General features: G+C 70.1%; 8 protein-coding genes. 5 read left to right on the top strand and 3 right to left on the bottom strand.

The window, feature by feature from the left end; translation table 11 throughout:
* Position 1 precedes the first annotated feature (1 nt).
* Positions 2 to 1,588 (bottom strand): cytochrome ubiquinol oxidase subunit I, encoded by a 1,587-nt coding sequence (locus ASG17_RS12175; RefSeq protein ID WP_056104389.1) that lies wholly within the window; start codon positions 1,586 to 1,588, stop codon positions 2 to 4.
* Positions 1,589 to 1,707: 119 nt separating this feature from the next.
* Here ASG17_RS12175 and cydD point away from each other — a divergent pair, with 119 nt between their 5' ends.
* Together cydD and ASG17_RS12165 are read left to right on the top strand one after the other, a co-directional pair.
* Positions 1,708 to 3,336 (top strand): thiol reductant ABC exporter subunit CydD, encoded by a 1,629-nt coding sequence (gene cydD / locus ASG17_RS12170; protein ID WP_056104100.1) that lies wholly within the window; start codon positions 1,708 to 1,710, stop codon positions 3,334 to 3,336.
* Positions 3,333 to 4,946, top strand: coding sequence for an amino acid ABC transporter ATP-binding/permease protein (locus tag ASG17_RS12165; protein WP_056104097.1), 1,614 nt, complete (start codon positions 3,333 to 3,335; stop codon positions 4,944 to 4,946). The genes cydD and ASG17_RS12165 overlap by 4 nt, the downstream gene beginning before the upstream one ends.
* 55 nt (positions 4,947 to 5,001) lie before the next feature.
* Here the strand turns inward: ASG17_RS12165 and ASG17_RS12160 are convergent, their stop codons facing one another.
* The gene (locus ASG17_RS12160) at positions 5,002 to 5,748 is read right to left on the bottom strand and encodes a Crp/Fnr family transcriptional regulator (RefSeq protein WP_082496255.1); all 747 of its coding nucleotides are present in this window, start codon (positions 5,746 to 5,748) and stop codon (positions 5,002 to 5,004) included.
* 63 nt (positions 5,749 to 5,811) lie between these two features.
* Positions 5,812 to 6,384: a TetR/AcrR family transcriptional regulator gene (locus ASG17_RS12155; protein WP_056104092.1), complete on the bottom strand. Its 573-nt coding sequence runs from the start codon at positions 6,382 to 6,384 to the stop codon at positions 5,812 to 5,814.
* Between the two features lie 150 nt (positions 6,385 to 6,534).
* On the opposite strand from ASG17_RS12155, the gene ASG17_RS12150 reads away from it, so the two are divergent.
* From ASG17_RS12150 to ASG17_RS12140, 3 genes are read left to right on the top strand one after another with little or no spacing between them, the layout of a single operon-like run.
* On the top strand, positions 6,535 to 7,728 hold the full coding sequence (locus ASG17_RS12150; RefSeq protein ID WP_056104090.1) for an efflux RND transporter periplasmic adaptor subunit: 1,194 nt from the start codon (positions 6,535 to 6,537) through the stop codon (positions 7,726 to 7,728).
* Positions 7,729 to 7,735: 7 nt separating this feature from the next.
* Positions 7,736 to 10,996: an efflux RND transporter permease subunit gene (locus ASG17_RS12145; RefSeq protein WP_056104087.1), complete on the top strand. Its 3,261-nt coding sequence runs from the start codon at positions 7,736 to 7,738 to the stop codon at positions 10,994 to 10,996.
* Complete coding sequence (locus ASG17_RS12140; protein ID WP_056104084.1) at positions 10,996 to 12,441, top strand: efflux transporter outer membrane subunit; 1,446 nt, start codon at positions 10,996 to 10,998, stop codon at positions 12,439 to 12,441. The genes ASG17_RS12145 and ASG17_RS12140 overlap by 1 nt, the downstream gene beginning before the upstream one ends.
* Positions 12,442 to 12,541 lie beyond the last annotated feature (100 nt).

The raw sequence follows: 12,541 nt of genomic DNA, 5'->3' as shown, positions 1-12,541 counted from the left end.
GTCAGGCGACCGCGGGCGCGGGCTCGCCGCCGCCGTGGGTCGAGGATGAGGAAGCGTCGGGCGCGAACTGTTCCTGTTCGGCGAACGGGCCCTTCTTGATGGCGTGCAGCATCAGGCCGACCTCGATCACGGCCAGACCGCCATACAGGACGGTGAAGCCGATGATGGTCGCCCACAGCTGCGGCACGGTCAGGCTCGACGCGCCCAGGAATGTGGGCAGCACCCCCTCCACCGCCCACGGCTGGCGACCGAACTCGGCCAGGATCCAGCCGAACTCGATGGCGATCCACGGCAGGGGCAGGGCGATGACCGCCGCCCACAGGAACCAGCGCGTCTCATGCTTGCGCAGGGTGCACAGGACGAAGGCCGTCGCGAACAGGGCGATCATCAGCATGCCGATGCCGGCCATGATGCGGAAGCTGAAGAACAGCGCCGGCACATTGGGCACCGTGTCCCACGCCGCCTTCTGGATCAGCTCGGGCGAGGCCTGGCGCGGGTCGGCGACGTAGCGTTTCAGCAGCAGGCCATAGCCCAGGTCGCGGCGGTGCTGTTCGAACAGGGCGCGGGCCGTCATGTCCTGCGGATTGGCCTTCACCGCCTCCAGGGCGCCATAGGCGACCACGCCGGACTCGATCCGGTCCTGCGCCGTCGCCACCAGTTCGAAAATGCCCTCGACCGGCTTGTCGATGGTGCGCGTGGCGATCAGGCCCATGACCCACGGGATCTGCACGCCGTAGTGGGTCTCGCGATCCTTCATGCTGGGAATGCCAATCAGGGTCAGACCTGCGGGCGCAGGCTCGGTCCGCCACATGGCCTCCAACGCCGCCAGCTTCATTTTCTGGTTGTCGGTCAGGGCGTAGCCGGACTGGTCGCCCAGCACGACGACCGACAGCGACGAGGCCAGGCCAAAAGCCGCCGCGACTGTCATCGACCGCTTGGCGAAGCCGCGATGCTTGCCCTTCAAGAGATAGAAGGCCGAGACGCCCAGGACAAAGACCGAAGCGCAGACGTAGCCGGCCGAGACCGTGTGCACGAACTTGGCCTGGGCCACCGGGTTGAACAGCACGGCCATGAAGTCGGTCACCTCCATCCGCATGGTGTCGGGATTGAAGGCGGCGCCCACCGGGTTCTGCATCCAGCCGTTGGCGATCAGGATCCACAACGCCGACAGATTGGTGCCCAGTGCGACCATGAAGGTGACGAACAGGTGGGCGTGCGGCTTCAGCTTGTCCCAGCCGAAGAACATCAGCCCGACGAAGGTCGCCTCCAGGAAGAAGGCCATCAGGCCCTCGATCGCCAGCGGCGCTCCGAAGATGTCGCCGACGTAGTGGCTGTAGTAGCTCCAGTTCATGCCGAACTGGAATTCCATCGTGATGCCGGTGGCTACGCCCAGCACGAAGTTGATGCTGAAGCAGACCCCCCAGAACCGGGTGATGGTCCGCCAGATCGGGCGGCGCGTCATCACATAGATCGACTCCATGATGACCAGCATGAAGGCCAGTCCCAGGGTCAGCGGCACGAACAGGAAGTGGTAAAGGGCCGTCAGTGCGAACTGCAGACGGGACAGGTCGACGACCGCGAGGTCGATCATGGGAAGCGCTCCATTCACGGCGCACAAGGCCGACGGGACCTCGACTAGGGAGATCGCAGGGGGCGCGCCTTGATCTCGATCAATGCGCCCGCGTCGTTTTGGGGTAAATGCGCCGTATGGCCGCTGACATCGCATTTGAACCGCCCTCGCGAGGCGACCGCGATGCACGGCGCTGGCTGGCCGAAGCGGCGCGCACCGGCGCTCGTCCGGCCCGCATCGCGGCGGTCCTCATGGTGACGGAGGCCTTGCCTGCGGTCGGGTTTGCGGCGTCTCTGGCGCTGGCCCTGGCCGGCATGGACCGGCCGCAGGTGGCCGCCGGCTGGGCTGTTGCGGCAGCCGCCAGCCTGATCGTGCGCGGGCTGATCGGCCTAGCGGCGGCGCGCCAAGGCGCCGAGGCGGCGCGCGCGGTACGTCAGGACGTGCGGCGCCGCGCATTCGCCGGCCTGGTCGCGTCGGGTCGCGCAGAGGCGGCTGATGCCGCCGCGCCGGTCGAGGGCGTCGACGCCCTGACCGGGTACGTCGCGCGCTTCACGCCTCTGCGGATCGCGGCGACGGCGACGCCGTTGCTGCTGGTGGCGGTGATGGCCGTGGCCAGTCCGTTCGCCGCTGCTCTGGTGCTGCTGACGCTGATCCCCTTCATCGCCGGCATGGCCCTGGCCGGAATGGCGGCAGGCGAGGAAAGCCGGCGACAGTTCGACGCCCTGGCCCAGCTGTCCGGCCTGTTCCTGGACCGCATCCGCGCCCTGCCGGCGGTGATCGCCTTCCAGGGCCAGGACCGCATCGCCGCCGAGGTGGCGCGCGCCTCCGACGATCTGGCACGGCACACGGGTCGGGTGCTGCGGATCGCCTTCCTCTCGTCCGGCGTGCTGGAGTTCTTTGCAGCCTTGGCCGTGGCGCTGGTCGCCGTCTACTGCGGCTTCAACCTGCTGCGGCTGTTGCCCTTCCCGGCGCCGGAGCAACTGGACCTGGCCCGCGCCGTCTTCGTGCTGGCCCTGGCGCCGGAAGTCTACCTGCCCCTGCGCCGCCTCGCCGCCGCCTACCACGATCGCCAGGCCGCCGAAGCCGCCGCGCCGATGCTGGCGCGAGTGAGCGGCGCGCAGCTGGTCGCGTCGCGCGAGGAAGCGCGCTCCGCCGACGCCCCCGAGATCCGCTTCACCGATGTGGCCATCGCCTACGTCCATGCGCCGGCCGTGATCGAGGGCTTCAACCTGATCGTCCGGCCTGGCCAGATCGTCGCTCTGGTCGGACCCAGCGGGCGGGGCAAGACTAGCCTCCTGAACCTGCTGCTGGGCCTGTCGCCCCTGACGCGGGGGCAGGTGCAGGTCGACGGCCGCCGCCTGGCCGAAGCGCGGCATTTCGCGGGCAGCGTCGCCTGGGTGGGTCAGGATCCGGTGGTCCTGCCAGGATCGGTCCGCGCCAATCTGGCCCTCGCCCGCAAGGACGCCACCGCCGCCGAGATCGAGGCCGCGGCGAAGGCGGCGGGCCTGACCGTCGCTCTCGACCGCGCGCTGGACGAACGCGGTGGCGGCCTGTCGGGCGGCGAGCGACGGCGACTCGGCGTCGCCCGCGCCCTGGTCAAGGACGCGCCGATCCTGCTGCTGGACGAGCCGACCGCCAACCTCGACGCCGCCGCCGAGGCCGCCATGATCGCTGCCATCCAGACAGCCGCCGTCGGTCGCACCGTCCTGATCGCCACCCACTCGCCCGCCGTGATGGCGCTGGCCGATCGCGTGGTTCGCCTGTGACCGGCGCGCGGGACGATCTGCTGGACGTCGTGCGTCGCGAGAGCCGGCGGCAGGGCCTGCGCCTGGCGGTCGCGGCGGGGGCCGGCGCGGTGCTGGCCCTGGCGTCCGTAGCGCTGCTGGGCGTCTCCGGCTGGTTCATCGTCGGTGCGGCGCTCGCCGGGACGGGCGGTCTGGCCGCCGTCCAGCTGTTCAACTATCTGCTGCCCGCCGCGTGCATCCGCCTGCTGGCCATCCTGCGGACCGGCGCGCGATACGTCGAGCGAGTGGCGGGGCATGATGCCGCGCTGCTGGTGCTCGCGCGGCTGCGGCCCCGGCTTTACGCGACCCTCGCGTCCGGCGCGCCGCACCGGGCCATGGCGCTGGCGGCCGGCGACGCTGCCAATCGGCTGGTTCAGGATATCGACGCCCTGCAGACCCGGCTGGTCCGCGCCTCCGCGCCATGGAGCCTCGGCGCCGGGGCCGTCGTCGCGTTGACGCTGAGCGCACTCGCCACGCCGTGGGCTGCGCTGGTCATCCTGGCCGGCATGGGCGCCGCCATATCCGCAGCCTCGCTGCTGGGGCGGCGCGTCGCCGAGACAAGCCGACGTCTTCGCCACGAGAGCGGCCGCCTCAAGGCCGAGGTCGCTGCGCTGGAGGCAGCCGCGCCCGAGCTGAAGGCCTACGACCTGATCGGCTGGGCCCAGGATCGCGTGGCCCACGCCGCCGAGGGCGTGGACCAGGCTCGTGTAGCCCTCGCCGCCGCCGAGGGACGTGTCAGCGCTTGGCAATGGGCGGTTACCGGTCTGACCGCCGGCGGCGTGCTGATCGTAGCGCAAGGCGCGCCCTTGGCCCTTACAGCGTTGGCGACGCTGGCCGCCGTCGCCGGCGTGGAGGCGGCCGGCGGGCTGGCGGCCGCCCTGTTGCAGGCGGGTGAAGCTGACGCCGCGCTGGACCGTCTGGCCGAACTGACCGAACCCGCGCCCGCCGCGAGCGAACAGCCCGTCGGCGCCGCTATCCAGGCGCCCGGTCTGGACCTGCCCCTGGCGCCGCCGGCGCGGCTGGCGGTGCTGGGCGTGTCGGGGGTCGGCAAGACGCAACTGATCGAGCGGCTGATGGGGCTGCGGCCCGCAGACGACGGCGCCCTGAGGGTCGGCGGCGCGCCGGTCGGGCGACTGTCTTCCGAGGCGTCGCGCCCGATGTTCGCCTATTGCCCCCAGACCATCACCCTGCTGGACGCCGACGTCGGCGCCAATCTGCGGCTGGCCAAGCCGAGCGCCGAAACGGCCGAGCTGTGGGCCGTGCTGGAGGCCGTCGGGCTGGCCGAACGGTTCGGGCGCGAGGGGCTGGCGTCGCCTGTCGGCCCCAACGGGGCGCGGCTGTCGGGCGGCGAGCGGCGGCGGCTGACGCTGGCGCGGGCCTATCTGCGTGACGCGCCGTGGCTGGTGCTGGACGAACCGACCGAGGGGCTGGACGAGGCGACCGAGCAGCGCGTGCTGGCGGGGGTTCAGGCGCATCTGAAGCGGACAGGGCAGGGGCTGATCCTGGCCAGCCACCGTCCCGCGCCGCTGAGGCTGTGTGATCAGACGGTGTCGGTCCGCGCCGCGCCGAACGCGCGCCTGCAGTCGGCCTGATCGTTTGGCCGAAATCTGAGCCCGGCCGGAATGCGTCAGCCGAACCGATTTCGGCCTATAGGCCTTCCGCGATCTCGCGCAGCCGGACCGGATCGCGCAGTTCCAGACTCGACAGGGTGGTCATGCGGATGACGCCCGAGGTTTTCAGCAGTGTCAGCGTCCGGCTGACCGTCTCGATGGTCAGGCCCAGGCAATCGGCGATGTCTGTCCGCGTCATGGGCAGGTGCAGAGCATCCGGCGCTTGCGCACGCATAGGGTCGCGCTCGGCCAGGTCGAGCAGGAAGGACGCGATCCGCTCCTGCGCCGTCTTGCGGCCCAGCAGCAGCATCTGGTTCTGCGCCGCCGCCAGCTCGTGCCGCGCCCGCTCCAGCAATGCCGAGCCCAGCGCCGGGCTGTCGTCGATCAGGGCCCGATAGGCGGCGCGGTTGAAGCGGCAGGCGGTGGTCGGCTCGATCGCCTCGGCGGAGAAGGCGTACGTTTTCCCTGTCGCCAGACCGAGAAAGTCGCCGGCGAACAGGAAGCCGACGATCTGGCGGCGTCCATCGGGCATCAGCTTGAACACCCGCGCCGAGCCGCCCGTCAGGTTGAACAGCTTCGTCGCCGGGTCGCCCTCACGGACCAGCACTTCGCCCGGCGCGAACCGGACCGTCTCGGCCAGCGAATCCAGCCGTTCGAGATCGGCCTCGGCCAGATCGTCGCAGACGCTGAAGGCGCGCGCGCCGCATTCGGCGCAGGCGGTCTCGCGGCGGCTGACCCCGCAATCGATCGACTGGGGACGAAGCTGGACGACGACGGCGTTCATGATCGGCGCCAACCTAGGCCCGGCCGCATGGCCCGGCAAATCGCGATCCGCACCCGGCGAACGTCAGCCGTCGATGAAACCCTGAAGGGTCACGGCCAAGCGGCTGCACATCAGTTCGCACTGCTCGGTCGTCATGTTGAAACCGCCGCTGAGTTCGCGGCCGATGGCGATGCCCATGATCAGTCCGGCGGCCAGGCGTGCGCGCACCGCGCCGTCCGGCTCGCCGACCCATGCGGCGAACGGCCCGTGGAAGCGCTCATCCGCCGAACGCTGGACCAGTTCGCTCGCCTTTGCCGAACTGATCGAGCGCAGCATGATCAACATGCCCCGCAACTTCGACTCGGGCTTGCGCTCGTAGACCAGCTCGCGCGCGACGCGCTGGCCCCACGTGGCCCTATCGCCGCTCATAAGCGTCGAACCGTTGTCGCAACCGTCCAGGACGGCCACGAACAGATCCTCCTTTGAACCGAAGTAGCGGCTGACCAGCGCCGCATCGACGCCCACGTCACGCGCGATGTCGCGCATGCCGACGTCGTCGTAGCTTTCAGCGGCAAAACGGATCAGGGCGGCGTCGAGAATCGCGCCGCGTGTGGCGGCGGCGTCCCGGCGACGGGTAAAAGGCGGGCAACAATCCACGGCGTGTCCAGTCAATAGCCCCAAGGCCTATATGGCTTTGTCAACGCGTGTTGACAAGCGCTGCGGATCGGCCCATGTCACCGGATGATGACATGGCCTCCCCCGCCGTGTGTCGTCTGTTGCAGACTAATCGAACACGGAGAAGCGCGAATGCGCACGGTAGCCATGCTGGCGGCCTCGGCCCTGCTCATGAGCTTGAACTACGGCTGTGCGCCACGCAGCGAGGCTCAGACCCCGCCGCCGGCTTCGGTGACGGTGGCCCAGCCGCTGGTCCGTACGGTGCAGGACTGGGACGACTTCACCGGACGCTTCGAAGCGCCGCAGGAGGTAGAGGTTCGCGCCCGCGTCGGCGGCTATGTTCAGCAGGTCCACTTCCGCGACGGCCAGGTCGTTCAGCGCGGTCAACTGCTGTTCACGCTTGACCCGCGCCCGGCACAGGCCGCCCTGCAAGCCGCCCAGGCGCAACTGGCCCAGGCCAACGCCCAACTGGCCCTGGCCCGCAGCCAAGCCGCCCGCGCCGAAACGCTGCTGGCGTCGCAGGCGGTCTCGCAAGCCGAGGCCGATACGGCCCGCAGCGGCGTGCAGACGGCCCAGGCGGCGGTCGCGGCCGCCAACGCCGCCGTTCGCGCCCGCCGCCTGGATGTCGAGTTCACGCGCGTCACGGCTCCCATCACCGGCCGGGTTTCCGACCGCCGCGTCGACGCCGGCAACCTGGTGGCCGGCGGCTCTTCGGCCGGCGACCTGCTGACGACCATCGTCGCCGCCTCGCCCATCTACTTCACCTTCGACGGCTCCGAGGCGGTGCTGCTGAAGTATCAGCGTCAGGCCCGCCAGGGCGCGGCGCCCATCCAGATCCGCCTGCAGGACGAAGCCAACTTCAGCCGCGCGGGCACGCTGGACTTCACTGACAACGCCATCGACACGGCCTCGGGCGTGGTGCGCCTGCGCGCCGTTGTGGCGAACGCCGACAACTTCCTGAAGCCGGGGATGTTCGGCCAGGCGCGTCTCGCCGGTTCGGGCAGCTATCAGGCGATGCTGGTGCCCGACGCGGCCATCGCCACCGATCAGGCTCGCCGCGTCGTCTATGTCATGAACGCCGACGGCACGGCCGCGCCGCGCCCGGTCCAGCTGGGGCCGCTGGTCGACGGTCTGCGGGTGGTCCGTTCGGGCCTGCAGGCCAATGACCGCGTCATCATCGCCGGCCTGCAACGCGTTCAGCAGCCGGGAGCCAAGATCAAGCCGGTCAACGGCCGCATCGAGCCGGTCGCCCAGCAAGCCACCCAGACGGTGACGCAGGCGGCCCCGGCCTCCAGCGCCACCTTCGCCAACGTCGCCGGCGACTGATCCAGACATGAACATCTCACGCTTCTTCATCGATCGGCCGATCTTCGCGGCCGTGATCGCGGTGTTCATCACCCTGGTGGGCGTCTTCGCCTATCCGCTGCTGCCGCTGTCGCAGTATCCGGAGATCGCGCCGCCCACGATCACCATCAACACCGCCTATGCGGGCGCCTCGGCCGAGACTCTGGCCGAGACCGTCGCCGCGCCGATCGAGCAGGAGGTGAACGGCGTCGAGGGGATGCTCTACATCTCGTCCTCCTCGACCTCGGACGGGGCGGTGGCGATCACCGTCACCTTCAATCCGGGCACCGATCTGGATGCGGCCCAGGTGCTGGTCCAGAATCGCGTCGCCCTGGCCGAACCCCGCCTGCCCGAAGCCGTCCGTCAGGTCGGCGTCACGGTGAACAAGCAGGAGAGCGGCTTCCTGATGATCCTGGGCCTGACTTCGCCCGGTAAGACGCTGGATAACGATTACGTCGGCAACTACGCCCAATCGGTGCTGCGCGACCGCCTGCTGCGGATCGACGGCGTCGGCGCCGTCCAGGTGTTCGGCGGCGGCAACTATTCGATGCGCGTCTGGATCGACCCGGCCAAGGCGGCCGAGCGCAATCTGACCGGCTCCGACATCATCACCGCTCTGCGCGCCCAGAACGTCCAGGCCGCCGCCGGCGCCATCGGCCAGCCCCCCTTCGCCACCAACGCCGCCGCCTTCCAGCTGCCGGTGCAGGTGCAAGGCCGCCTGACCGACCCCCAGCAGTTCTCCGACATCGTCATCAAGACCGACGCCGAGGGCCGCGTCACCCGCGTCCGCGACGTCGCGCGTGTCGAACTGGGCGCCCAGGATTACGGCATCCGCGGCTTCTTTGACGGCCAGCAGGGCGTGGGCATCGCCATCGTCCAGCAGCCCGGCGCCAACGCCCTGGGCACCGCCGAGCGCGTGCAGGCCGAAGTCGAGGCGCTGCGCACGGAGCTGCCCGCCGGCATGGCCGTACAGGTCGCCTACAACCCCACGGAGTTCGTCGCCGCCTCGGTTGAGTCGGTTCAGCACACCCTGCTGGAAGCCGTCGTGCTGGTGGTTCTGGTCGTGCTGGTCTTCCTGCAGACCTGGCGCGCCGCCATCATTCCGATCGTGGCCATCCCGGTCGCCCTGGTCGCCACCTTCGCGGTCCAGTTGGCGCTCGGCTATTCGATCAACTCGCTCAGCCTGTTCGCCCTGGTTCTGGCCGTCGGCATCGTCGTCGACGACGCCATCGTCGTGGTCGAAAACGTGGAGCGATACATCCGCGAGGGGCTGACGCCCAAGGAGGCGGCCTATCGGTCGATGCAGGAGGTCTCGGGCGCCCTGATCTCGATCGGCCTGGTGCTGGTCTCGGTGTTCGTGCCGACCATGTTCGTGCCGGGGATCCCGGGCATCTTCTATCGCGAGTTCGCCATCGTCATCACGACGGCCTCGGTGGTCTCGCTGATCGTGTCGCTGACGCTGTCGCCGGCTATGGCCGCCCTGCTGCTGAAGCCGCACAAGGCGCATGACAATCACCGCAAGCCCGGCCTGCTGGGCACGGCCGCCTATTACGGCGGCTATGCCGGACGCAAGTTCAACCAGGGCTTCGACTGGCTGTCGGACCGCTACGGCCGCCTGACCGCGCGTCTGGTGCGTACGGTCGGCCTGATGCTGGTGGTCTATGCGGTGCTGCTCGGCCTGACCGCCTGGCGTCTGACCGACACCCCGTCCGGCTTCATCCCGGAGCAGGATCAGGGCTTCCTGATCGGCGTCGTGCAACTGCCGCCCGGCGCCTCGCTGGAACGCACCCAGGCCGTGATGCAGCGCGCCTCGGAGATCATCAAGACCACCGAGGGCGTAGAGGGCATGGTCGCTTTCGCCGGCCTGGACGGCACCAGCTTCTCGTTCGGCTCCAACGCCGCGACCATCTTCGTGCGCCTCGACGCCTTCGCCGACCGCAAGTCGGCCGAACAGAGCGCCGCGGCCCTGGCGGGCGCCATCACCGGCGCGACCTCGGGCATCGAGGACGCCAATATCTTCGTCATCGCGCCGCCCGCTGTTCAGGGTCTGGGCAACGGCAACGGCTTCGAGCTGATGGTCCAGGACACCGGCGGCGCGGGCTACCGCGCGCTGGAAGGCGCCACCTTCGCCATGATGGGCGCCGCCGCCCAGGCGCCCGATCAGGTGCAGCAGGTCTTCTCGACCTACAACACCGGCTCGCCGCGCATCGCCGCCGATGTCGACCGTGACAAGGCGCTGATGATGGGCGTCCAGCCGTCGGACGTCTTCAACACCCTGGGCGTCTATCTGGGCTCGTCCTACGTCAACGACTTCAACTTCCTGGGCCGCACCTTCCGGGTGACCGCTCAGGCGGAGCCGACGGCGCGCGACGACATGGCCGACATCGCAAATCTGAAGACCCGCTCGGCCACCGGCGCCATGGTTCCGATCGGCTCTGTCGCCAACCTGCGCGAGGACTCCGGTCCGGCGCGCGTCGTCCGCTACAACCTGTTCCCGGCGGCCACGCTGCAAGGACAAGCGGCGGAGGGCGTTTCCTCCGGCCAGGCCATCGCGTCGATGGAGCAACTGGCCGAGGCCACGCTGCCGGCCGGCTTCGCCTACGAGTGGACCGGCCTGGCCTTGCAGGAGAAGGCGTCCGCCGGCGGCGCGACCGTGGTCTTCGCCATGGCCGTGGTGCTGGTCTTCCTGGTGCTGGCCGCTCAGTACGAGGCCTTCACCCTGCCGCTGGCCGTCGTGCTGATCGTGCCGATGTGCATTCTGGCGGCCATGATCGGGGTCAACATCCGGGGCCTGGACAACAACATCCTGGTCCAGATCGGCCTGGTCGTCCTGATCGCGCTTGCGGCCAAGAACGCCATCCTGATCGTGGAGTTCGCCAAGCAGGCCGAGGACGAGGGGCTCAGCCGCTGGGACGCCGCCGTGCGCGCCGCCCAGACGCGCCTGCGTCCGATCCTGATGACCTCGTTCGCCTTTATCTTCGGCGTCGTGCCGCTGATGCTGGCGACGGGCCCCGGGGCCGAGATGCGTCAGTCGCTGGGCACCGCCGTCTTCTCCGGCATGCTGGGCGTGACCCTGTTCGGCCTGCTGTTCACGCCGGTCTTCTACGTCATCTCGCGCAAGCTGGCGGGCTACATGCCCAAGGCGCCCGAGAAGGAACGGACCTTGCCCACCACCTACGGAACGCCGGAGCACGATCGTGCCGATCCGCCGGCGACCGGCGCGGCCCCGGCCGCGGGAGACGCCGCCTGATGACCCGTATTGCACTCCTCTCCGCCGTTGCTCTGGTCAGCCTCTCCCAGGCGGCCTGCGCGGTGGGGCCGAAGGCGCCCGACGCCCGCCTCCCCCCTGAGGCGTCGGGCGCCTTCATCTCCCAGGACGCCGAGGCCACGACCAGCGCCACCGCGCGCGACGACTGGTGGCGGCTCTACTCGGACCCGGCGCTCGACGCCCTGGTCCAGCAGGCCCTGACCGAGAACAACGACATCGAGGCCGCGGTCCAGAACCTGCGCCAGGTTCGCGCCGTCCTGGGCGAGACGCGCACCGCGCGTCTTCCCGGCACCCAGACGTCCGCTTCGTATCAGCGGGGCAGGGCGTCGCGCTCGTCCACCCAGGTCGAGGGCTTGCCCGACGATCAGGCGCTGCCGGACTACGACAGCTATGACGTCGGCCTCGACGTCTCCTACGAGATCGACCTGTTCGGCCGCGTCTCCAGCAGCATCCGCGCGGCCCGCGCCGATGCGGACGCCGCCGCCGCCGCGCTGGAGATCGTGCGTGTCTCGGTCGCCGCCGAGACCGCCCGCGCCTATGCCGACACCTGCTCGGCCAACGCCCAGATCGAGGTCGCCCAGCGCACCATCGAGCTGCAGTCCAACACGGTCGATCTGACCCAGCGCCTGCTCGACGCCGGCTCGGGCAACGGTCTGGACGTGGCCCGCGCTCGCTCGGCGTTGGAGTCCAGCCGAGCCGCCCTGCCCAGCCTGCTGGCACAGCGCGAAAGCGCCGTCTTCCGCCTGGCGACCCTGACCGGCCAGACGCCGCAGAGCGTCGATGCCTCAGCCCGCGCCTGCACCACGCCGCCGCGCCTGATGCAGCCGATCCCGGTCGGCGACGGCGCCCAGCTGCTGGCCCGCCGCCCCGATGTGCGCCAGGCCGAGCGTCAGCTCGCCGCCGCCGCCGCGCGCGTTAATGTCGCCACGGCCAGCCTCTATCCCAGCATCAGCCTGGGCGGCTCGATCGGCTCGACCGCATCGGACGCCAGCGGCCTGGGCGAGAACCAGAACTTCCGCTTCGGCTTCGGCCCGCTGATCTCCTGGACCTTCCCCAACATCTTCGCCGCGCGCGCCCGCATCGAGCAGGCCAGCGCTGGGTCGGCCGCCGCCCTGGCGACGTTTGACCAGACGGTGCTGGAGGCCCTTCAGGAAACCGAGACGGCCCTGTCGGCCTACGCCAACGAGCTGGACCGCAACGCCGCCCTGCGCGCCGCGCGGGACCAAGCCGCCACCGCCGCCCGCCTGTCACGCCTGCGTTTCGACGCCGGCGCCGACAGCTTCCTGACGGTGCTGGACGCAGAACGGACCCTGGCCGCCGCCGACGCCACCCTGGCGGCGTCGGACGGTCTGGTGGTCAGCTATCAGGTCACGGTCTTCAAGGCTCTGGCCGGCGGCTGGACGGGCGACAACGCGCCCGTCGCCTGACCGGCGCGTTGAACCGGCCGACCTGATCGGCTGTCGAACGGAACGTCCCGATCACGGGGCCGTTACCTCCACAGAAGCCTCGTCGAGAGGCAAGGGGCGT

Source organism: Brevundimonas sp. Leaf363 (assembly GCF_001424025.1).
Taxonomy (GTDB): Bacteria; Pseudomonadota; Alphaproteobacteria; order Caulobacterales; family Caulobacteraceae; genus Brevundimonas.
This window is presented reverse-complemented; position numbering and strand designations above follow the sequence as displayed.

Coding starts and splice junctions, on each gene's coding strand:
- cydD (WP_056104100.1), top strand. CDS start 1,708: ATGGCCGCTGACATCGCATTTGAACCGCCCTCGCGAGGCGACCGCGAT.
- ASG17_RS12160 (WP_082496255.1), bottom strand. CDS start 5,748: ATGAACGCCGTCGTCGTCCAGCTTCGTCCCCAGTCGATCGATTGCGGG.
- ASG17_RS12150 (WP_056104090.1), top strand. CDS start 6,535: ATGCGCACGGTAGCCATGCTGGCGGCCTCGGCCCTGCTCATGAGCTTG.
- ASG17_RS12145 (WP_056104087.1), top strand. CDS start 7,736: ATGAACATCTCACGCTTCTTCATCGATCGGCCGATCTTCGCGGCCGTG.
- ASG17_RS12140 (WP_056104084.1), top strand. CDS start 10,996: ATGACCCGTATTGCACTCCTCTCCGCCGTTGCTCTGGTCAGCCTCTCC.